This is a genomic window from Streptomyces sp. NPDC051913, from assembly GCF_044593635.1.
Classification (GTDB): Bacteria; Actinomycetota; Actinomycetes; order Streptomycetales; family Streptomycetaceae; genus Streptomyces.
The window spans coordinates 1-19,831 of sequence record NZ_JBIUCI010000023.1 but is presented as its reverse complement, the minus strand read 5'-3'; the positions used below and the strand labels follow the sequence as shown (position 1 = coordinate 19,831).

The 19,831-nt window shown below is 71.5% G+C and carries 19 protein-coding genes, 1 tRNA gene and 1 pseudogene; 12 read left to right on the top strand and 9 right to left on the bottom strand.

What is annotated here, in order from left to right:
- Positions 1-155: 155 nt before the first annotated feature.
- A complete protein-coding gene (locus ACIHIX_RS41915) occupies positions 156-737 on the bottom strand; it encodes a TMEM165/GDT1 family protein (protein WP_399965821.1) in 582 nt (193 codons plus the stop codon).
- A 348-nt stretch (positions 738-1,085) separates the two neighbouring features.
- On the opposite strand from ACIHIX_RS41915, the gene ACIHIX_RS41910 reads away from it, so the two are divergent.
- The 4 genes from ACIHIX_RS41910 (at position 1,086) to ACIHIX_RS41895 (ending at position 5,999) form a co-directional block, all read left to right on the top strand.
- Positions 1,086-1,730, top strand: a complete 645-nt coding sequence (locus ACIHIX_RS41910) for an HNH endonuclease family protein (RefSeq protein ID WP_399965820.1) — start codon at positions 1,086-1,088, stop codon at positions 1,728-1,730.
- Positions 1,731-1,792: 62 nt separating this feature from the next.
- Complete coding sequence (locus tag ACIHIX_RS41905) at positions 1,793-3,427, top strand: alkaline phosphatase D family protein (protein ID WP_399965819.1); 1,635 nt, start codon at positions 1,793-1,795, stop codon at positions 3,425-3,427.
- 132 nt (positions 3,428-3,559) lie between these two features.
- Positions 3,560-5,470, top strand: a complete 1,911-nt coding sequence (locus tag ACIHIX_RS41900; RefSeq protein ID WP_399965818.1) for an FAD/NAD(P)-binding protein — start codon at positions 3,560-3,562, stop codon at positions 5,468-5,470.
- 85 nt (positions 5,471-5,555) lie between these two features.
- Positions 5,556-5,999: a DoxX family protein gene (locus tag ACIHIX_RS41895; RefSeq protein ID WP_399965817.1), complete on the top strand. Its 444-nt coding sequence runs from the start codon at positions 5,556-5,558 to the stop codon at positions 5,997-5,999.
- Between the two features lie 71 nt (positions 6,000-6,070).
- Here ACIHIX_RS41895 and ACIHIX_RS41890 read toward each other — a convergent pair whose 3' ends face one another.
- Positions 6,071-6,604, bottom strand: a complete 534-nt coding sequence (locus ACIHIX_RS41890) for a superoxide dismutase family protein (RefSeq protein WP_399965816.1) — start codon at positions 6,602-6,604, stop codon at positions 6,071-6,073.
- A gap of 160 nt (positions 6,605-6,764) precedes the next feature.
- Here ACIHIX_RS41890 and ACIHIX_RS41885 point away from each other — a divergent pair, with 160 nt between their 5' ends.
- Positions 6,765-7,358 (top strand): DedA family protein, encoded by a 594-nt coding sequence (locus ACIHIX_RS41885; protein WP_399965932.1) that lies wholly within the window; start codon positions 6,765-6,767, stop codon positions 7,356-7,358.
- A gap of 34 nt (positions 7,359-7,392) precedes the next feature.
- Here the strand turns inward: ACIHIX_RS41885 and ACIHIX_RS41880 are convergent, their stop codons facing one another.
- Positions 7,393-7,620 carry a DUF2277 domain-containing protein gene (locus ACIHIX_RS41880; RefSeq protein ID WP_399965815.1) on the bottom strand — a complete coding sequence of 76 codons (228 nt, stop codon included), beginning with the start codon at positions 7,618-7,620 and terminating at the stop codon, positions 7,393-7,395.
- 59 nt (positions 7,621-7,679) lie between these two features.
- On the opposite strand from ACIHIX_RS41880, the pseudogene ACIHIX_RS41875 reads away from it, so the two are divergent.
- Together ACIHIX_RS41875 and ACIHIX_RS41870 are read left to right on the top strand one after the other, a co-directional pair.
- Positions 7,680-8,437: pseudogene (locus ACIHIX_RS41875) on the top strand (MBL fold metallo-hydrolase).
- A 76-nt stretch (positions 8,438-8,513) separates the two neighbouring features.
- A complete protein-coding gene (locus ACIHIX_RS41870; protein ID WP_399965814.1) occupies positions 8,514-9,437 on the top strand; it encodes a ketopantoate reductase family protein in 924 nt (307 codons plus the stop codon).
- 12 nt (positions 9,438-9,449) lie between these two features.
- Here the strand turns inward: ACIHIX_RS41870 and ACIHIX_RS41865 are convergent, their stop codons facing one another.
- Positions 9,450-9,971, bottom strand: a complete 522-nt coding sequence (locus ACIHIX_RS41865) for a hypothetical protein (protein WP_399965813.1) — start codon at positions 9,969-9,971, stop codon at positions 9,450-9,452.
- 108 nt (positions 9,972-10,079) lie between these two features.
- On the opposite strand from ACIHIX_RS41865, the gene ACIHIX_RS41860 reads away from it, so the two are divergent.
- Positions 10,080-10,412, top strand: coding sequence for a hypothetical protein (locus tag ACIHIX_RS41860; RefSeq protein ID WP_399965812.1), 333 nt, complete (start codon positions 10,080-10,082; stop codon positions 10,410-10,412).
- 54 nt (positions 10,413-10,466) lie between these two features.
- On the opposite strand, the gene ACIHIX_RS41855 is transcribed toward ACIHIX_RS41860, so the two are convergent.
- Positions 10,467-10,538, bottom strand: a tRNA-Val gene (locus ACIHIX_RS41855).
- A gap of 252 nt (positions 10,539-10,790) precedes the next feature.
- Here ACIHIX_RS41855 and ACIHIX_RS41850 point away from each other — a divergent pair.
- The 3 genes from ACIHIX_RS41850 (at position 10,791) to ACIHIX_RS41840 (ending at position 13,262) form a co-directional block, all read left to right on the top strand.
- A complete protein-coding gene (locus tag ACIHIX_RS41850) occupies positions 10,791-11,558 on the top strand; it encodes a DUF4097 family beta strand repeat-containing protein (RefSeq protein WP_399965811.1) in 768 nt (255 codons plus the stop codon).
- Positions 11,559-11,632: 74 nt separating this feature from the next.
- On the top strand, positions 11,633-13,024 hold the full coding sequence (locus tag ACIHIX_RS41845) for a hypothetical protein (protein ID WP_399965810.1): 1,392 nt from the start codon (positions 11,633-11,635) through the stop codon (positions 13,022-13,024).
- A gap of 16 nt (positions 13,025-13,040) precedes the next feature.
- Positions 13,041-13,262, top strand: coding sequence for a zinc ribbon domain-containing protein (locus ACIHIX_RS41840; protein WP_399965809.1), 222 nt, complete (start codon positions 13,041-13,043; stop codon positions 13,260-13,262).
- A gap of 17 nt (positions 13,263-13,279) precedes the next feature.
- Here the strand turns inward: ACIHIX_RS41840 and ACIHIX_RS41835 are convergent, their stop codons facing one another.
- The 3 genes from ACIHIX_RS41835 to ACIHIX_RS41825 are packed head-to-tail and all read right to left on the bottom strand — an operon-like array spanning position 13,280 to position 17,738.
- On the bottom strand, positions 13,280-14,086 hold the full coding sequence (locus ACIHIX_RS41835) for an HAD family hydrolase (RefSeq protein WP_399965808.1): 807 nt from the start codon (positions 14,084-14,086) through the stop codon (positions 13,280-13,282).
- The gene (locus tag ACIHIX_RS41830) at positions 14,086-16,548 is read right to left on the bottom strand and encodes a phosphoribosyltransferase (RefSeq protein ID WP_399965807.1); all 2,463 of its coding nucleotides are present in this window, start codon (positions 16,546-16,548) and stop codon (positions 14,086-14,088) included. The genes ACIHIX_RS41835 and ACIHIX_RS41830 overlap by 1 nt, the downstream gene beginning before the upstream one ends.
- Positions 16,549-16,571: 23 nt before the next feature.
- Entirely contained in the window at positions 16,572-17,738 is a 1,167-nt protein-coding gene (locus ACIHIX_RS41825) for an HpcH/HpaI aldolase/citrate lyase family protein (protein WP_399965806.1), read from the bottom strand.
- Between the two features lie 223 nt (positions 17,739-17,961).
- Between ACIHIX_RS41825 and ACIHIX_RS41820 the strand changes: the two genes are divergently transcribed.
- Complete coding sequence (locus ACIHIX_RS41820; RefSeq protein ID WP_399965805.1) at positions 17,962-18,756, top strand: TerD family protein; 795 nt, start codon at positions 17,962-17,964, stop codon at positions 18,754-18,756.
- 94 nt (positions 18,757-18,850) lie between these two features.
- On the opposite strand, the gene ACIHIX_RS41815 is transcribed toward ACIHIX_RS41820, so the two are convergent.
- On the bottom strand, positions 18,851-19,588 hold the full coding sequence (locus ACIHIX_RS41815; protein ID WP_399965804.1) for a Tellurium resistance: 738 nt from the start codon (positions 19,586-19,588) through the stop codon (positions 18,851-18,853).
- Positions 19,589-19,831 lie beyond the last annotated feature (243 nt).

The window sequence follows — 19,831 nt, the reverse complement described above, 5'->3', positions numbered from 1 at the left end:
TACGCGGGAGGGGGAGCCGGGGGTCGCCCGGCGGGACAAGGCGGCCCCGCCCGCCGGTCAGGGAAAACGGACGGGAGCCACTTTGTTTCTCTACGGTACAAAACGCGACCATGATCCCGCCACCGTCTCCCGGAACAGTTCACCCGGCGTTCAGCTCACGCGCTCACGGCCTCCCACAGGCTCCACACCCCGAGCGCCAGCATCAGCACGGCCGCGATCTTGGTGATGAGCGCCAGCGGCACCCGCTTCATCAGGGCCTTTCCGCCGACGATGCCGAGCCCGGCCACGGCCCAGAGGGCGAGCACGGCGCCCAGGCCGACGGAGAGCGGGTCGTCGTAGCGGGCGGCGAGATTCGCGGTCATGATCTGCGTCAGGTCACCGAACTCGGCGACGAGGATGAGCATGAACCCGGCCCCGGCGACCTTCCAGAAGGACTGGTTCTCGGGCTTGCGGATCTCCTCGTCGTCCTCGTCCTTGTTGCGCAGCAGGACGGCCGCTCCACCCAGGAACAGCACACCGGTGATCGCGTGCACGATCTGCTGCGGCAGCAGCGTGAGCACGCTGCCGGCCGCGACGGCGAGCGCGACATGCAGGGCGAAGGCGGCGGCGACCCCGGCGAAGACGTAGGACGCGCGGTACCGGGTGCCGAGCACCAGCCCGGCGAGGGCGGTCTTGTCCGGGAGCTCGGCAAGGAAGACGACGCCGAAGACGACGGCCGTCACGGTGAAGCTGATCAAGGTTCCTCAATCGGTCGGGCTGCCCCACCGAGAGTGTTACCGCAAAACGACACCTCGGCATGGCAGCACACGGTCAGTGCACTGCTTGCCGAAGGTCTCGCTGGCGAGGTCCACAAGGGACCCGCCTCCGGGCGCCGGCTCAGACGAGCTGAGCAGTATGTCGACGGTCCGGCGAAGAGCTACTCCCCTTCAACTCCGTCAATCATACGAGATCGTTTCGCCGCAAAGCTTGTCATGTCATGTACGCGTCATTAACTTCTCACCCAACGCACATCTCCCCGCAACACGGCGCGGCGAGCATTCCTTCGCCCGCACGCCTCAACACCCCCACACCCCCAGGGAGTTCGCATGCCGAAGTTCTACGCGCGTCGACGGCTGAGCATACTCGCGGCGTTCACCGGTCTCATAGCCTCGGTCGGACTTTTCAACGGTCCGACCGCCTCCGCCGCCCTCCCGACGCCGGTCAGCGCCGCCACCGCCCGCACCTACCTCGCCTCGCTCACCGTGGCCACCGAGAACCGCACCGGTTACGACCGGGACCTGTTCCCGACGTGGATCACCATCAGCGGCACCTGCAACACCCGGGAGTACATCCTCAAGCGGGACGGCTCCAACGTCGTCACCAACTCCGCCTGCACCGCCACCAGCGGCAGCTGGTACTCCCCGTACGACGGCGCCACCTGGACCGCCGCCTCCGACCTCGACATCGACCACCTGGTCCCGCTCGCCGAGGCCTGGGACTCGGGCGCGAGCGCCTGGACCACCGCGCAGCGCCAGGGCTTCGCCAACGACATCACCCGCCCCCAGCTCATCGCGGTCACCGACAACGTCAACCAGTCCAAGAGCGACCAGGACCCGGCCGAGTGGATGCCGTCGGTCACCTCGTACCGCTGCACCTACGTCCGCGCCTGGGTCCAGGTGAAGTACTACTACGGCCTCTCGGTCGACTCCGCCGAGAAGAGCGCGCTCACCAGCTACCTGAGCGCCTGCTGATCCCGACCCTCCCCAAGCTCCCCCGTCGTTCCGTACCGTACGGGGCGACGGAGGAGGATCACGTGGCCGAACTTCGGTTGGGACCGCTGCTGAGGTACGCCGACGGCTCGTCGGCGACCATCTGGGTCGAGGCGAGCCGTCCGTGCACCGCAGAGGTGCGCTGCGCGGACGGCACCCGCGGGCAGGACCGCACCTTCCAGATCGCGGGCCACCACTACGCGCTGATCCCGGTGACCGGCCTGACACCCGGGACTTCGACGGCGTACGAGGTGTTCCTGGACGGCACCCGGGTGTGGCCGCTGCCCGGCTCCCCGTTCCCGGAGTCGGTGATCCGCACCTCCGCCGAGGGCGACACCGTCCGCGTCAGCTTCGGCTCCTGCCGCTGGGCCGCCCCGCCGGACGGCGAGAAGGACCCCAAGGGCCCGGACGCGCTGGACACCCTCGCGGCCCGGATCGCGGCCGACCCGGACGGTGAACGCCCGGACGTGCTCGTGCTGTTGGGCGACCAGGTCTACGCCGACGAGACCTCCCCCGCCACCCGCCGCTGGCTCGCCGCCCGCCGCGATCTCGGCGACCCGCCGGGCAGCCAGGTCGCGGACTACGAGGAGTACACGCGCCTCTATTACGAGTCCTGGCTCGACCCGGAGATCCGCTGGCTGCTGTCCACCGTGCCCAGTTGTCAGATCTTCGACGATCATGACGTGATCGACGACTGGAACACCTCGGCCGCCTGGGTGGAGGACATGCGGGCCACCCCGTGGTGGCGGGAACGGCTGCTGAGCGGTCTGATGTCGTACTGGGTGCACCAGCACCTCGGGAACCTGTCCCCGGCCGAACTCGCCGCCGACCCGCTCCACGCCGCCGTCCGCCGAACCCCGGACGGCACCGACGCGTTGCGCGCCTTCGCCTGCGAGGCCGACGCCGATCCCGCCTCGGTGCGCTGGAGTTACCGGCGCGACTTCGGCCGGGTTCGGCTGCTGATGGTGGACACCCGCGCGGCCCGCGTCCTGGACGAGGAGCACCGGGCGATGCTCGACCCCGGGGAGGCGGCCTGGCTGCGTGAACAGGTCCTCGCCGACAAGGAGTCGTACGACCATCTCCTCCTCGGCACCTCCCTGCCCTGGCTGCTTCCGCACCTCGTGCACCACGCCGAGGCGTGGAGCGCGGCCCTGTGCCGGGGTGACCGCGGGGCGCGCTGGGCGCGGTTCGGGGAGGATCTGCGGCGCCGGGCGGATCTGGAGCACTGGGCGGCGTTCCCGGCGTCCTTCGACGCGCTGGCCGGTCTGATCGCCGAGGCGGGCTCCGGGCCGGGGGCGCCGGCGACGGTGCTGGTGCTCTCCGGGGACGTGCACCACGCGTACGTGGCCGAGCCGGCCTGGCCCGCGGCCGACGGCGGCCCGGACGCCCGGGTGCTGCAACTGACCTGCTCGCCGGTCCACAACTCCATCCCGCTCTCCATACGCCTCGGTTTCCGCTTCGGCTGGAGCGCGGCGGCCCGGGTCCTGGGCCGCCGTTTCGCGGGCCACGGCGGCTGCCCCCGCCCTTCGGTGGACTGGCGGCGCACGGGCGGCCCGTGGTTCGGCAACCAGCTCATGACACTGACACTGCGGGGGCGTTCGGCGCGGCTGCGGCTGGAACAGGCGCGGCCCAAGGGCGAGTTGAGGACGGTGACGGACTCGGTACTCACGGAGGGGTGAGGACTCGGTACTCACGGAAGGGTGTGGACTCGGTACTCACGCCCGGGTGAGCGCACGGCATGATGAGGCGGACCGTCCGCTTCCAGCGGCCGACCACCCGCCCAGCGCCCCACACGCCCGGGAGTCACCCTTTTGTCTGCACCGGCATCGTCCGCCGCGGAACCGTCGTCCCTCTCCCTCGCCGTGGTCGGCGCCGGACCACGAGGCACCAGTGTCCTGGAGCGGCTGTGCGCCTCGGCCCCCGAACTCCTGCCACGCGGCGCCGAGTTGACCGTGCATCTCGTCGACCCCGCGCCACCCGGCGCCGGAAGCGTCTGGCGCACCTCGCAGTCGCCCGAGCTGCTGATGAACACGGTCGCCTGCCAGGTGACCCTGTTCACCGACGACAGCGTGGACTGCTCGGGGCCGATCCGGCCCGGCCCCAGCCTGTACGAATGGTCGGCCGGCGAGCTGGGCCCGGACGCGTACCCGACCCGCGCCCACTACGGCCGCTACCTGGAGTGGGTGTTCGCCCGCACCGTCCGCGAGGCCCCGCCCGCCGTGCGCGTGCGGACCCACACGGCCCGCGCGACCCGCCTCGACGACACCGCCGACGGCCGGCAGACCCTCACCCTGGACGACGGCCGGACCTTGACCGGCCTCACCGCCGTCGTCCTCACCCAGGGCCATCTCCCCACGCTCGCCACCGCCGAGGAGGCGCGCCTCACGGCGTACGCCGCACGCCACGGTCTGCGCCACATCCCGCCCGCCAATCCGGCCGACGTCGACCTCTCCACCATCTCCCCCGGCGAACCCGTGCTGTTGCGCGGCCTCGGCCTCAACTTCTTCGACCACATGGCCCTGTTGACGACCGGACGCGGCGGACGCTTCGACACCGGCCCCCAGGGCCTGCGCTACCTCCCCTCCGGCCGCGAACCCCGTCTCCACGCGGGCTCCCGGCGCGGCATCCCGTACCAGGCGCGCGGCGACAACGCGAAGGGCCCGTACGGCCGGCACACGCCGCTCGTCCTGACCCCGGAGGTCATAGCGGGCTTCCGCAAACGCGCCGACTCGGGCGAGGCACCCGACTTCCTCGCGGAGATATGGCCGCTCGCCGCCAAGGAGGTGGAGACGGTCTACTACGCGGCCCTGACCCGGCACCCCGACTTCGCCGACCGCTTCCTCGCCGTCCCGCACGGCGACCCCCAAGAGGCCCTGATCCTGGACGAGTTCGCCGTTCCGGACGCCGAGCGCTGGAGCTGGGACCGTGTCTCCCGGCCTTACGCGGGCAGCGGTTTCGCCCACCCCGGCCAGTGGCGGAACTGGCTCCTCGCACACCTGCGCGAGGACGCCGCGCAGGCCGCCCTCGGCAATGTGGACGGCCCCCTCAAGGCGGCCCTCGACGTGCTGCGCGACCTGCGCAACGAACTCCGTCTGATCGTCGACCACGGCGGCCTCACCGGCGTCTCGCGCCGCGACCATCTGGACCGCTGGTACACCCCGCTCAACGCCTTCCTCTCCATCGGCCCGCCCCGCCGCCGTGTCGAGGAGCTGGTGGCGCTGATGGAGGCGGGCGTGGTGGAGGTGGTGGGGCCGCGGCTGGAGGTCACGGAGCGGGAGGGGGCATGGGTGGCACGCTCCCCCGACATCCCCGGGTCCGCCGTCTCCGTGACGACCCTCATAGAGGCACGGCTACCGGAAGCGGACGTTCGACGCACCGCCGACCCCCTGCTCGCCCGGCTGCTGGAGACCGGGCAGTGCCGGCCGCACACGGTCGACGGTTACGAGACCGGCGGACTCGACGTCACCGCGCGCCCGTATTATTTGATGGACCGTCAAGGGACGGCCCACACAAGGCGGTTCGCCTTCGGCGTGCCGACGGAGGGAGTGCACTGGGTGACCGCGGCGGGCGCCCGGCCAGGTGTGGATTCGGTCACGCTTTCGGATGCGGACGCGGTGGCGAGAGAGGCGCTACGGACCGCTCTACGTGCGGCTTCGAGCGAAACGGAATCCCAAGCGGAAGCAAACTCATGGCTAGATGTTGAACTTGCAAGCATTGATTAGGCGCGCCTACCGTGGAGTGCTCGAACGGTTCCGTCCCCCACGCCGGTCCTCCCCACGGACCGGTCCGACCGTAGGAGTACCCCCCATGACCGGACGCCTCAACAGCGCCCAGCCGTACGCCCTCGGCCTGTTCCGCATCGTCGTCGGACTGCTCTTCGCCTGCCACGGCGCCGCCTCGCTCTTCGGCCTCCTCGGCGGCGACAGCATCCCCGCCGGCACCTGGCCCGGCTGGTACGCGGCCGTGATCCAGCTCGTCGGCGGCTCCCTCGTCCTGCTCGGCCTCGGCACCCGTGCCGCCGCGTTCATCGCCTCGGGCTCCATGGCCTACGCGTACTTCAAGGTCCACCAGCCCGCCGCCCTGTGGCCGATGGAGAACGGCGGCGAGGCCTCGGCGATGTTCTGCTGGGCCCTTCTGCTGCTGGTGTTCACCGGCTCCGGCGCCTTCGGCCTCGACCGGCTGTTCAGCCGGAAGCGCACATCGGCCACCACCGAGCGCCCCGCCGCGAAGCAGACCCCCGTGGCGGCCTGAACCGCCCCGCACCACCCCACGACGGCGCCCTCCCCACCCGGGACGGGCGCCGTCCCGCTCTCCTGGATCCCTCAGACCGTCGTCCACCCGAACGGCACCGTGAAGCAGGCCACGCGCGCGCCCTCCGTGCCCGGCGCGTCATGAAGGACCACCGAGGACGCCTCCCCCTGCCGGAACCCCCAGTCGTGCCGGGCAGCGGCCTCGCCGGAGCCCTGCGCGTCGGCGGTGAAGTCGAGCCACACCTCGTTGTCGGCGTCGCCGCGCTCCGTCGCCGCGGCCGGTTCGTGCTGGTACGCCCCGCCCGCGGCGGCCGGGTCGGCACCGCACGGCTTCCGGTGCACCTGGACGCCGTACGCGTGACCGGGCACGAAGCCGGTCACCTTCAGCGTCACGGTCGTCGGCCCGCGTTCCGCACTGCGCTGCCCCACCTCGATCCACGAGGCCGCCGGGACGAGCGCCATGTCGTACGTCACCGCGGCCGAGCGGACGAAGGCGGTAGGCGGCGCGAACCGCGCGTCCGTCCGCATCTCGTAGCCGTGGGTGCCCGCGGCACCGGCCGCGAACACAGCCGCGGCGACCGCACCCACACACATTCCTGCCACCATGGTCCGCCCCGTTTCTCACGTATGTCAGCAATGGTGCCCCCTCCTCCCGCACTACGGGACACGCGAGCCCCCCATGAACCTCCTGTCACACCCCACGCGTACGCTGTATGGCTGTTACGGGGGAAAACGGGGAGTGACGGTGTTCGAGAATTTCGGGAGTATGGGCGCGCTGACCGGCAGCCCATGGATCTACGCGCTGGTGGCCGCGTCGGTCCTGCTCGACGTGTTCCTTCCGGTCCTGCCCAGCGGCGTCCTCGTCATCACGGCGGCCACCGCGGCGGCCGCGGGCACAGCGGCGGGCAAGGTCCCGGCCGACGTCCCCGACATCCTGCTCCTCACCCTGTGCGCCGCCACCGCCTCCGTCCTCGGCGACCTGGTGGCGTACCGCCTGGCCTGGCGCGGCGGCGACCGCCTCGACCGCGCCATCGCCCGCTCCCGCCGGCTGACCACCGCGCAGGAACGTCTCGGCGCCGCCCTCGCACGCGGTGGCGGCGCCCTGGTCGTGGTGGCCCGCTTCGCCCCCGCCGGCCGCTCGGTCGTCTCCTTCGTCGCGGGCGCCGCACACCGCCGCATCCGCGAGTTCCTGCCCTGGTCCGCCCTCGCGGGCCTGGCCTGGGCGGCGTACAGCGTCGCCCTCGGCTACTACGGCGCCCAGTGGCTCGGCACGACCTGGCTGGCGACCGGCGTGTCCGTACTGGCCCTGTTCGGCGCGGGCGCCGGAGCGGCGTACGTGATGCGCCGCCAGCCCGCGTAACCCCCGACCTTCCACGCGCCGCCGGCCCGTGCGACTACCCGGCCCTCCGCGCGGCCCCGCGCACTTCCAGGCCGGCCAGCAACTCGGCCGTGGCCTCGGCGATCACCTCGACCGCACGGTCGAACACCTCCTGGTTGTGCGCGGCGGGCGCCCGGAACCCGGACACCTTCCGCACGTACTGGAGAGCGGCGGCCCGGATCTCCTCCTCGGTCGCCTCCTCGGGCAACACGGGCGGGCGAAGGGTCTTGATGCTGCGGCACATGCCTCAAGTGTCGCCCGGCGCGAGGAATAGCGCGGGCCCTCCACCGGATTGTGCAGAACATGACCACTGTGGAGATCCAATACGTCGGCGGCCCGACCTCCCTGATCACCCTCGGCGGGATCCGTCTGCTGACCGACCCCACCTTCGACGCGCCCGGCGAGTACACCGTCGGCACCCGCAAGCTGGTGAAGACCACCGGCCCCGCGCTGCGGCCGTCCGACCTCCCCCCGGTGGACGCCGTCCTGCTCTCCCACGACCACCACCCGGACAACCTCGACACAGCCGGCCGCACGCTGGTGACGTCGGCACCCCTGGTCCTCTCCACGCCCTCGGCGCACGACCGACTCGGCGCCCCCGTCCGAGCCCTCCCCGCCTGGGAACACACCGAGGTCGGCGACGTCCGCGTCACCGCCGTCCCCGCCCTGCACGGCCCCAAGGGCTCCGAACCCCTCGTCGGCGAGGTCACCGGCTTCGTCCTGTCCGGCCCCGGCCTGCCGAAGGTGTACGTCAGCGGCGACAACGCCGACCTGGACCTGGTCCGGGAGATCGCCGACCGCGAGGGCCCCGTCGACGTGGCGATCCTCTTCGCGGGAGCCGCCCGCACCCCCCTCGTGCCGGACGCGACCCTCACCCTGACCAGCGAACAGGCGGCGCAGGCGGCGACCCTGCTCGGCGCCCGGCACGTCGTACCCCTGCACTTCGAGCACTGGGGCCACTCACCCAGGACGGCCCGACCCTGACCAAGGCCTTCGCGGAGGCGGGCCTGACGGACCGACTGCACCTGCTGGAGCCGGGGTCGAGCGTGCGCCTGCCCTAGGTCATCGACCCGTCTGCGATGATCCTTCCGAGGCGGCCACCGTCCAAGGGGCCGACCGGAGAAGGGACTTCACGTCATGACGTACGACGACCAGCGCCACGACAGCGACCGGCTCACCGTGGCGGTGCTCGGCCCCGGCGGCATCGGCGGCCTGCTCGCCGGGCTGCTGGCCCGGGCCGGGCACCGGGTGATCTGCCTGGCCGGCGAGGAGACGGCCCAGACCCTGCGCACGACCGGGGTCCGGGTCCGCAGCGGAGTGTTCGGCGACTTCACGGCCGAGGTCGAGGCGGACACCGCGCTGCGCACACCGGTGGACGTCTGCCTGGTCGCCGTCAAGCACACGACGCTGGACGCGGCCCTGGACCGTGTCCCGCCGCAGGCACTGGGCGACGCGCTCCTCGTCCCGTTCCTCAACGGTGTGGAGCACCCGGAGGCGTTGCGCGCCCGCTACCGCGCCGATCTGGTGGCCCCGGCGGTGATCCGGGTGGAGTCGACCCGGGTGGCGCCGGGCGAGATCGAGCACGGCAGCCCGTTCGCCGAGATCGACCTGACGGGGGACGGGGTGGCGAAGGAACGCCTGTCGTCGCTGGCCGACGTGCTCGGCGCCGCGGGCCCGACGACCCGCGTCCTGCCGGACGAGACGTCGGCGCTGTGGGCGAAGATGTCCTTCCTCGCCCCGCTGGCCCTGCTGACCACGCGATACGGGGTGCCGCTGGGCGAGGTGCGCACGACCCACCGCGACGAGTTGACCGCCCTGGTCGAGGAGACGGCCGCGATCAGCCGAGCGGCGGGCGGCCCGGCGGACCCGGCCGCCGCCCTCTCCCGCTACGACGCCTTCCCCCCGCAGACCAGGTCCTCCATGCAGCGCGACGCCGAGGCGGGCCGCCCCCTCGAACTCGACGCGATCGGCGGGGCGTTGCTCCGCGCGGCGGAACGCTCCGGGGTACCGGCGCCGGTGACGGCCCGCCTGGTACGGGAGGTACGGGCCGCCGGTCACTAGGCAGCGCCGCGATCAGTCGTCGGCCGCGACCACGAGGGAGAGAACGCCGAGGGTCCGGTCGACGAGGACGAGTTCGTGGAACTCGATGTGGACGGGTACGTGGTCGTGCCGGGCGTCCTCGGGGAGCTCTCCGAGGACGTAGCGGCCGGTGGCCCGCCGGACGGGCTCGTAGACCGCCTCGTCCAGCCGCTCGTCGAGGGCGTCGGGCACCGGCCCGAGCCCACCGGCCCACTCCCGGACGACACCGACCGCGGCCTCCGCGTCGACCGGCACATACGCCTCCGGTCCGATCCGGTCCGCCCACCACCGCCCGTGCCGCGACTCCTGCCAGATGCCGGAGCCGTCGTAGAGATCCCGGAACTCGGGGTGCGCGATCAGTCCGGCGAGCAGCTCACGGTCACCGGCCGGCTCGGCCGGCAGCCGGAAACGCTTGACCTGCACCCACCGATACCCATGCCCGCCGGCCTCGGAAAAGGCGAAGTCCCGGAAGTTGACGAAGGGGCTGTCCCAGTAGGTCAGCCCAACGGAACGCATCACCCGCCCCACCCTCCCACAGGCGGACGGAAGGACCCCCACAACCCGTTCGCATGAACCACCCCAAGAAACTCGCACCCCTAAATCGAACAGGCGTAGCATTGCGCCGTGGCTACGACCTATGACTTTCCGAGTGACCTCCTCGCCGGTCAGGAGGAGCTGCATCAGGTCAGGGCCGAGCTCTCGGCCCTGCTCAAACGGCTGCCCTGGTCGGTCGAGCCCCTGGACGGATTCAGCGACACCGCCGGCTGGCGCAAGGTGGAACGCCCCGCCTCCCCCGGCTGGACACCCGACGAACAGGCCGAGGTGGAAAAGCTCCGCCAACGCGAACACGAACTCGCCGTCTTCATCAGCGGCCACCGCTTCTGGGCGGAGGTCGCGGCGGCGGACCGGGTCGACGCCCGGACGAACCTGAAGCACACACAGGACCGCCCGGCCTGACAGAACGAAGAAGACCCCGGCCACGACAGGCCGGGGTCTCTACGTCAAAACCGGTGGGCGCGGACGGTTTCGAACCGCCGACATCCTGCTTGTAAGGCAGGCGCTCTACCCCTGAGCTACGCACCCGCACCCCGAGCCGATGCGCCCAGGACGAGTCGACAGCCTACATTGCCCGGGGCCCTGTCCCGCAAACCCGTATCCCAGGAACCGGACGTCAGGGCCGCCGCCGCGCCGCGTCAGGGTTCTTCCGGGGGTTTTCCCCCGGGCGTATCCGGGAGGTTCCCGGATACGGCGGTGGGCGTCCGGGCCGTACGGTCGAAGTGGCTCGGCGTCGGGTTCGGCGCGGGGTCTCATCGGTCCGTTCAGGGGGAGATTCTCATGGCCCGTTCCGTCACCGCCCGCGTGGTTCTCGCCGCCGGGGCCGTCGCGCTCGTCGGGGTCGTCAGTGCGTGCGGGGCTTCCGCGGGGGACGACAAGGATCCTGACCAGCGGGGCTTCGCGCTGCGCGGGGACACCCTCACCGTCGACTCCGACGACTCCGCGCTGGAGATAGTCGTCGACGACGACGCCAAGGCGGGGACGGTCGAGGTCACGCGGTGGTTCCAGGGGACCGTCGCGCTGGGCAAGGACCCCGAGGTGACCTGGTCCATGAAGGACGACCGGCTGAAGCTGCGGATGCACTGCACCGGCGTGGTCGCCGACTGCGCGGCCAAGCATCGGATCGAGGTGCCGCGCGGGGTCGCCGTGAAGGTGGAGGACGGGGACGGGAGCGTGCGGGCCAAGGGGTTCGAGACCGCGCTGAGCATCAGTACCGGTGACGGGTCCGTCCATGTCACCGACTCCAGCGGTCCGCTCGACCTGAGGACCGGGGACGGGTCCGTGCGCGCGGAGGTCACCTCCCGCAGGGTGCAGACCCGGACCGGGGACGGGTCCGTGCATCTCGAACTGGGCGCCGTACCGGACCTGGTGGAGTCCCGGAGCGGGGACGGATCCGTGACCGTCGAGCTGCCCGAGGCGGCCTATCGCGTCACGACGCAGACCGGCGACGGCGGGGTGGATGTCTCCGTCCCGCGCGACGAGTCCAGCTCGCACGTCATATCCGCGCACACCGGCGACGGCAAAGTCACCGTCAGGACCGCGAACTAACGGGCCCGTGTGTTCGTCCTTAACCGGTGGGAGAATGACACCGGGCCGGACGGATGACAGCACGGGAGAGGGATGTGACGGCGACACCAGCGCAGCCGCACTCGCCGGCACAGCCGCACTCGCCGTCGGTGCCACGCGCGCCTCACGCGCTGCGCGACACCCTCACCCTTCTCGCCCTGCCGCTCGTCGCCGCCCTCGCCCTGCCCGCCGCGTTCGCCGGCGGCGGCACCCGGCGCTGGTTCGGCGGCCGGGCCGAGGGCCAGCGGGCCGAGGCGCAGGCCGCGAAGGACGCCGCCGCGGCCGCGTTCTACGAGCTCGACACCGCCCAGCGCGACCTGCGGATCTCGATAGAGACCATCACGGCCGTCGACGACTCCCCCGCCGCCCGGCGGGCCGTCTCCGACTTCGAGGCGCTGGGCCGGCGCATCGACGAGGCCAGCAGCCAGTACATCAACGCGGTCGACGCGCACGACCTCGACCGGGACGACCTGGAGGCGTCGGTCGCGGCCCGCGCGCGCACCGAGCTGACCGCCGCCAAGGACGAGCTGGGCCGGGTCAAGCGGGACCTCGACCGGTTCGCGGACGGCCTCGGGCCGCTGCTGGGCAAGGCCGAGACGCAGCTGGCCCGGCTCGCTCCGGCGGTGGAGCGGGCCCGGCAGGGGCTGCTGGCGGCGTCCAACGCGCTCGACGCGGTACGGCAGTCGGGGCTGACGGCCGACGACCTCGCCGCCCGTCTCGCCGCCCTCGGCCCCGAGCTGACGAAGCTGAACCAGGGCGCCGCGGCGCATGGCGTCCCGCAGACCCTGGAGCGTGCCGAGCGCGTCGCCCGTGCGGCCGAAGCGGTCCGGGTGGAGGCCGAGCGGCTGCCGGAGAAGGCCGCGGAGATCGACCACCGGCTGGTCTCGCTGCGCACGCGCGCGCAGGCGCTGACCACCCGTGCCGGTCAGGTCGAGCCGGTCCTCAGCGAGCTGCGGCGGCGTTTCGCGGCGGCCTGCTGGCAGGACCTCCAGCAGGTTCCCGACCAGGCCGTGGAGAACGTACGGCAGGCCGAGCTGAAGCTCACCGAGGCGCGCGCCGCGCGGGACGCGCAGCGCTGGCCGGACGCGACGGCGCTGCTGTCCACCGTGCGGGCGCTGCTGAACTCCACCGACGAGTCCGTGTCGGCCGCCGGTGACCGGCTGCGCCGGCTGAACGCCGTGCAGAAGGATCCGCAGCAGGAGATCGACCGGACGCGGTTCGCGATCCGGGACGCGCAGCGGCTGGCCATGTCGGGGCGGAACACGCCCGATCCCCGGCACGCGCGCCCGCTGGACGAGTCGGTGGCCCGTCTGGAGCGGGCGATCGGCACGCTGGAGGGGCGGCATCCGGACTACTGGCATTTCCTCACGGAGACGGAGGCGGTGCGGCAGTCGGTGGCTCGGGTGGTGGGGCAGATCCGGGACGAGCGGGGGGCTGGGCCGCACTGACGGTTAGCCTGTGCGCATGCCTCGTTATGAGTACCGCTGCCGGAGCTGCGGCGACACGTTTGAGTTGAGTCGGCCGATGGCTGAGTCGTCCGCGCCCGCCACGTGCCCTGTGGGGCATGAGGACACGGTGAAGTTGTTGTCGGCGGTTGCGGTGGGGGGTACGGCGCGGGGTTCCGCAGCGCCGGCGCCCCAGGGAGGAGGGGGCGGCGGCTGCTGCGGTGGAGGGTGTTGCCCCTGAAGACAAAGACAGGGCGTTTATTGCCTCGTTGCCTTCAAGAACTCCCTGAGGATTCGCTCCCCGGCCAGCACGCCCCTCTCCGGCAGTGCCGTGATGGTCGGTGCTGTGAAAGCCTCGTCCGCCAGCTCGCCGTGGCCCGGCCTCCAGCCCCGGTCCGCCGCCAGGAGCAGGTCGGCGTCGAGCAGCGAGTCGCCCGCCGCCAGCGTCAGCTCCGCGCCCGTCCGGCGGGCGACCTCCCTCATCGCCGCGCTCTTGGTGAGCGGCTTCGGGACGGCGTAGATCTTGCGGCCCTGGAGGGAGACCGTCCAGCCGCGGTTCTCCGCCCAGACCGCGAGTTCCTTGACCCAGTCCTCGGGCAGCAGCTCGCGCTCGACGACGAGGTAGGCGAAGAGGTCCTCGGCGACCCGGTGCTTGCGCACCCAGACGGGGTCGGCGGTGCGCAGCAGATGCTCGCGCACCTCGTCCAGCGGCGCGCATTCGTCGGCGAGCCGTGCCTGGACGCGGGCGTGCCAGTCGGCGTCGGTGACGCCGTCCACGAGGAGGTGTCCGCCGTTGGCGCAGATGGCGTACGTGGGTGCCGGGCCCGGCAGGTTGATGCGCTGGTACTGCTTACGGGTCCGGGTGGTCGTCGGCACGAACACCGCCGCGTCACCGAGGTCGGCCAGCAGTCCGGCGGCCGTCTCGGTCATGTAGGACAGGGGTCTGCTCTCGTGGACCTCGACGCAGAGCAGCCGCGGCGCCCGCGGGTCCGGCATGGTCAGCGCGAGGGCCGCCGAGGAGTAGATGAGGGTACGGTCGAGGTCGCTCGCCACCAGCACCGGCATCAGACCGCCACCGCCTTGCCGTCGGCGCCGGTCGCGCCCCGGGTGTACTTGGGGTGGATCAACCCCACGCAGGTGTAGGGGAGTTCGGCGACCTCTTCGACGGGTACGCCTCTCTGCTCGGCCAGCAGCCTTACGTGGTCCAGGTCGGCGCCCGCGCCGGCCTTCGCGAGGATCTTCCAGGGCACGCGGCGCAGCAGCACCCGGGTGGTCTCGCCGACGCCGGGCTTGACGAGGTTCACGTCGTGGATGCCGTACTCCTCGCTGATGCGTTCGACGGCCGCCCAGCCCTCCCAGGTGGGCTCGCGGTCGCCGGAGAGCAGCTCCTTGACCTGCTGGTCCACCGTGTCGGTGACCTCGGGGAAGGTGGCGGAGACGGCGTCCAGGAAGTCCACGGAGACGTCCGCGCCGGCGAGTTCGCGGTAGAACTTCGCGCCGTGGAAGTCGTTCGGGCCGACGAGGTCGGCGCGCAGGACGGTGCGGGAGATCAGGCCGGAGACGGTGGAGTTGAGGCAGGCGGAGGGGATGAGGAAGTCCTCGCGGGTGCCGTACGTCTGCACGCACGAGCCCGGGTCGGCGAGGACGGCGATCTCCGGGTCGAAGCCGGTGGCGCCGCCCGCCGCCTCGAACTCCTTGACGGCGTCGGCGAGTTCACGGGTGATGGCGCCCTTGCCGGTCCAGCCGTCGACGAAGACGACGTCGGCGGGGTCGTGGTGGGCGGCGAGCCAGCGCAGCGCGTTGGCGTCGATGCCGCGGCCGCGGACGATCGAGACGGCGTAGTGGGGAAGGTCGAGGCCGTGCCGGAACTGGGCCCAGCGGCGCATCAGCACACCGACGGGGGTGCCGGCGCGGGCGAGCGAGACGAGGACGGGCCGGGGTGAGCGCTCTTCGAGGACGATCTCGGTCACGGCGCCCACGGCCTGCGCGAGGCGGGCGGCGGAGGCGTCCAGGGCCGTGTGGAACAGCTGCTGGTACTGCTCGCTGGGCTGGTACTCCACCGGCAGCGACTCCGCGTAGTGCGCGCCGCCGCTCTGGATGGCCTCCTCGCGCTCCTCGGTCGGCGCCTCCAGTGTCACGTCCGAGAGGTCCTGGAGCAGCCAGCCGACCTCGTCGGGGGCGTACGAGGAGAAGGCTGGGCCGCGGAGGGGCTCGGGGAGCATGGGGGGCCTTTCGGGGACGTACGACGGGACGACCGCGAGCAGTATGTGCGGGGCGGTTTCGGCCAGCTTCGCCAACAGGCCGTCGGCGGCGTGCAGTTCGGGGGTGTCGGCGGTGGAGTCGACCACGGCGACGACCACGTCGAAACCGGCGCCGGCGATGTTGTACGCGTAGCGGTCGCCGGGGCCGTCGGCGGGGGTGTCGTGGGCCGGGAAGACTATGCGGCTGCGTATCGCGTAGCCGGGGTCGTCGACGGCGAGGACGGGTGAGCGGGTGGTGGTGGAGTAGGTGACCTCGGTGCCTTCCGCGACCTGCTCCAGTTCGCGGGCGAGGCGCAGGGGGGCGTACATCAGCTCTTCGAAGCCGAGGATGTGTATGCGGCGGGCGTCTGCCGGGATGGCCTCTGCGAGGCGGGCGGTCATCTCGGGGAGAGCAGCTTCGAGACGGGTGCGGTGGGTGGGGGTGAAGCCGTGGCGTCCGCCGTCCGGGAGGCCGTGGGGCCAGTGGAGGTCGACACGGTCGTGTGTCGGGTGCGGGTGCGTGGGGGCTGGTCGCGCAGTTCCCCGCGCCCCTGGGGCATCCAGGTGCTCGGCGACCAGTTGTTGGCCCTTCTCCAGCACCCCTTCCGGCAGCCGTACGTTCCCCGACGCCGCCGCCACCAGGTCCACCCTCGCGTCCATCTCGCGCGCGAACTCGTCCAGTCGGCCCGCGTCCGCCTGCGAGCGCATGTCCACCAGCGCGACCACGACGTACCGGCCGCGGGGGTACCGCTCGTGCAGGTCCCTGATCGTGTTCAGGACCGTGTTGCCCGTCGAGAACTCGTCGTCGACCAGGACCAGGGGGCCGTCGCCGGCCAGCAGTCCGGCATCCTCCGGCAGCAGCAGGTGGGACGTCGCGTGGGAGTGGGACTCCTCGAAGCCGCCTGCCTGGGCGACCCCCGCCACCGGGCGGCGGGTGGAGTGGAGGTAGGGGGCTGTGCCGAGGCCGTCGGCGACGGAGTGGCCGAGGCCTGTCGCCGTCTCCGCGTAGCCGAGGACGACCGCGGTGGCCGCCTCCTCGCCGAGCAGGTCGCGGACTCGGCGGCCGAGGGCGAAGCCATGGCCGTACACCACCGTCGGTGACTGCGGTACGTGTTTGCCGAGCACGTTGGAGACGAGGAGGTGGGCCCGCTTGGGGTTGCGGCGCAGGGCCAGACCGAGGAGGTCGGTCAGGCTCTCGTCGCCGACGAGTGCGACCCCGAGGCGCTCGGCGACCCAGGTGCCGGACCAGAGGGTGTCCGGCACCTTGCTGTTCACTGCGTTGTTCATGCGTCCCTTGGGTGGAGGTGGGTTCAGCCGGGTATGCCGGCGGCGAGCAGGTCGACGAAGCTGACGTCCTCGTTCGCGACGCCGAAGACCTCCGCGCGCAGCATGGTCCGCTCGGCCCAGGCGCGGTGCGGCTTCACCTCGTTCATCTTGTTCGTGTACTGCGAGCGCAGGACGCCTCCGCCGCCTCGCTCGGGCCGCAGGATGTCGGCCGCGTCGCTGTACTCCTCGTGGCTGACGACGGACAGCGCGTGGACCGCCGGCACGTGGGAGGGGTGGATGCAGGTCTTGCCCAGCAGGCCGTTGGCGTGGTCGAGGGAGATCTCCCGCAGCAGCCCGTCCATGGCGTGCTCTATCAGTTTCTCGCGCAGTTCCACCGCCTGCCCCTCCAGGAAGGGACTGTTCCGCAGCTGCGGCTTGAACATGCGTTCGGGGACGCGGAAGTACTCCCACACCGGGCCGGTCACGGTGAAGCCGGTGCCGTCGGCCCGGCCCAGCATGTTGACGACGTCGGCGATGACGGAGGCGACGATCTGGACGTCGTAGGCCGTCATGTCGGGGGCTCTGCGCAGGCCGTACGAGGAGCAGAAGTCGGTGACGCCTAGGCGCAGCGCGAGGACGCGGTCGCGGTACTTGTCGACGGCGCGGGCGATGCCCTCCAGGGCGTCGACCCGGGACTCGCGGTACATGAGCTCGGGCGTCTCCAGGACGGGCATGCCGAAGAGACGGCGGCCGCTCGCGTGCTCGGCGACGGCGAGGGCCTCCAGGAAGGGGATGCCGCGTTCCTCGGTGAACTTGGGGAACACGAAGCCGGACAGCAGCCGCACGGTCTCGCCGAGGCGCTGGACGAGGTCGGGGATCTGCTCGGGCGTGCGCACCCGGATGAAGAGCAGGGGCGGTTCCAGGTCCTCGCGGGCGGCGAGATCGGCGAACTGCCTGACCAGGTTCTCCTCACCGGCGGCGACGTCCTCGTCACCGATGGAGTCCTCCAGGCACAGCACCATCGAGACCACGCCGCGTCCGGTCTGCTTGACGATGTCGTCGGCGAGCCGGGGCCGGGTGGCCGGACTGTAGAGCGTGGCGCCCAGGGCCGCGGAGAGCAGCCGGGCCGGCGAGTCCGCGTCGAACGCGCAGGGCTCGCGATGGAAGAGACGCTGTCGCACCTCAGGGGCGATGTGCCCGAAATGACGCATAAAACTCCCCCGTGGCGCAAGGTAAGCCTGTGGATTTTGAGAACAGGTGGCCGGTAATAGTACGTACCGAGCCATGTCAGAGGTTCCCGTCGGGCATGAATTTCAGGTAACGCCCGTGGGGACATCGGCAGGGACACCATTGTCGAGCACCCGTGCCGAGTACCCATCTCGAGCCACCCACCCCGCGTTGTCGTGAGCAGGACCGAGAAGGCAGGATGACCGCATGACGCACGCCATGCTGAAGGGGTCGAACGTCCCGCTGGACGTCACCACGGTTCGCGCCGTGGTGCGCTGGACGCCCGGGCAGGGGGTCCCGGACGTCGACGCCTCGGCGCTGCTCCTCGGCCCCGACGGTCGCGTACGTTCCGACGAGGACTTTGTCTTCTACAACCAGCCCCGGCACCCTTCCGGGAAGGTGTGGCGGCTCGGCAAGAAGCGGGTCGCCGAGGGCCTCACCGACACGATCCAGACAGATCTCTCCGGTGTCGAGTCCGGCGTCGGTCAGATTCTGCTGGTCGCATCGGCGGACGGCGTCACGTTCGACCGCGTACGCGCGCTAAGCATCGTGCTGTACGACGCCGCGGTCACCGAGGGCGAACCGCTGGCCTACTTCGACATCAAGCCGGAGACCGGCCGCGAGACGGCGATGATCTGCGGAGAGCTGTACCGCCGCGGCGACGGCTGGAAGTTCCGCGCCCTGGGCGAGGGCTACTCGGACGGTCTGAAGGGCCTGGCCAGCGATTTCGGCATCTCGGTGGACGACTCGGAGGTCTTGGAGGATCCGGCGCCGAGCCCGGAGACTTCTCAGCCCCTGCCCCCGGAACAGCCGACCGCGGTCCCCCAGCAGCCGGCCTACGGCTACCCCCAGGCCCCGCCGCCGACCCAGCCGGCCTACGGCTACCCCCAGCCGACGAGCCAGCCGTCGTACGGGTACCCCCAGGCTCCGGTGCCGACAGCGGCAACCTTGGACCCGGATTTCCGGCTGCCTCCGCAGGGCCCCCAATTCATCGGCCGCTAGGGGAAACGCCCTAAGGGGCGCGGGGAACTGCGCGAGCAACCACAACCGGCCCGCACCCGCCGAACAACAGGACCCCCGAGTTCCTGGGCGACCCTCACCGCTCCGCCTTGGTCTTATATCCCCGCCCCCACTGAAGTCCCCACCCGTACAACCGGTCCAGCTCCGCCTGGAACCCGTACACGAACTTCACCTCACGCCGGACGATGATCTCCCCCTTCACGTTCTCGATCATCACCACCGCGCACGACCGGGCCTGAGGGTGCCGTTCGTCGAGGCCTATCTCGATCCGCGGCCCGTTGCTCGGATACAGCGTCACGCTCGCGTGCGTCCGGTCGAACGCCGGCGTCTGGTCGTAGATGTAGACGAACACCAGGATCCGCTTGATGGACTCCCGGTGGTCGAGGTTGACGTAGATCGTCTCGCCGGACGCCGACCCGAACCGGTCGTCGCCGCTGAGCTTGACGTACGGCGGTGAGTTGACGTCCCCGAAGAGTCCGCCGAGGGGTTGTACGACGCCCTTGGAGCCGTCCGTCAGCTCGTACAGACACCCCAGGTCGAGGTCGACGTTGACCATGCTCTGGCTGTGGCCCATGACCTCCGGCGGCTTGAGCGCCTTGAAGGGGTGGCGCAGCAGTGACTCCCGCTGGGAGCCGCCGATGTCGGACGTCCGCATCCGCCAGGCGAGGTTGATGCGCAGATGCCCGTGCTCCGCGCCCTGCTTGGTCAGGGAGACCCGGTCGTGCCGTTTGGTCAGCTCTATCGCGTTGCTCGCCGCGCTGCCCGAGTCGAACTCGGCCGCCCGTCCGGGCCAGAGTCCGTCCAAGAAGCCCATTGCCGCCCCCACCTCACTGACCGCGTCCATCTGCACTGACGAAGACCGGCGGGGCGGCGTCGAGGAGTCGCCTCGATGCCGCCCCGCTCAGAGCGTTCCCTCACGTCGAGGGGTGTCACACCCCGGACGAGACCTCAGTCTTCTCGTCCGAGCCGGTTCCGCCCTCGGCCGCGGCGAGTGCCTTGTTGCGGCGGACGGAGGACCAGAAGGACCAGGCGATGAGGATGACGCCGACGAGGCCGG

Coding starts and splice junctions, on each gene's coding strand:
- ACIHIX_RS41910 (WP_399965820.1), top strand. CDS start 1,086: ATGCCGAAGTTCTACGCGCGTCGACGGCTGAGCATACTCGCGGCGTTC.
- ACIHIX_RS41895 (WP_399965817.1), top strand. CDS start 5,556: ATGACCGGACGCCTCAACAGCGCCCAGCCGTACGCCCTCGGCCTGTTC.
- ACIHIX_RS41890 (WP_399965816.1), bottom strand. CDS start 6,604: ATGGTGGCAGGAATGTGTGTGGGTGCGGTCGCCGCGGCTGTGTTCGCG.
- ACIHIX_RS41885 (WP_399965932.1), top strand. CDS start 6,765: ATGGGCGCGCTGACCGGCAGCCCATGGATCTACGCGCTGGTGGCCGCG.
- ACIHIX_RS41880 (WP_399965815.1), bottom strand. CDS start 7,620: ATGTGCCGCAGCATCAAGACCCTTCGCCCGCCCGTGTTGCCCGAGGAG.
- ACIHIX_RS41870 (WP_399965814.1), top strand. CDS start 8,514: ATGACGTACGACGACCAGCGCCACGACAGCGACCGGCTCACCGTGGCG.
- ACIHIX_RS41865 (WP_399965813.1), bottom strand. CDS start 9,971: ATGCGTTCCGTTGGGCTGACCTACTGGGACAGCCCCTTCGTCAACTTC.
- ACIHIX_RS41850 (WP_399965811.1), top strand. CDS start 10,791: ATGGCCCGTTCCGTCACCGCCCGCGTGGTTCTCGCCGCCGGGGCCGTC.
- ACIHIX_RS41840 (WP_399965809.1), top strand. CDS start 13,041: ATGCCTCGTTATGAGTACCGCTGCCGGAGCTGCGGCGACACGTTTGAG.
- ACIHIX_RS41835 (WP_399965808.1), bottom strand. CDS start 14,086: ATGCCGGTGCTGGTGGCGAGCGACCTCGACCGTACCCTCATCTACTCC.
- ACIHIX_RS41830 (WP_399965807.1), bottom strand. CDS start 16,548: ATGAACAACGCAGTGAACAGCAAGGTGCCGGACACCCTCTGGTCCGGC.
- ACIHIX_RS41825 (WP_399965806.1), bottom strand. CDS start 17,738: ATGCGTCATTTCGGGCACATCGCCCCTGAGGTGCGACAGCGTCTCTTC.
- ACIHIX_RS41820 (WP_399965805.1), top strand. CDS start 17,962: ATGACGCACGCCATGCTGAAGGGGTCGAACGTCCCGCTGGACGTCACC.
- ACIHIX_RS41815 (WP_399965804.1), bottom strand. CDS start 19,588: ATGGGCTTCTTGGACGGACTCTGGCCCGGACGGGCGGCCGAGTTCGAC.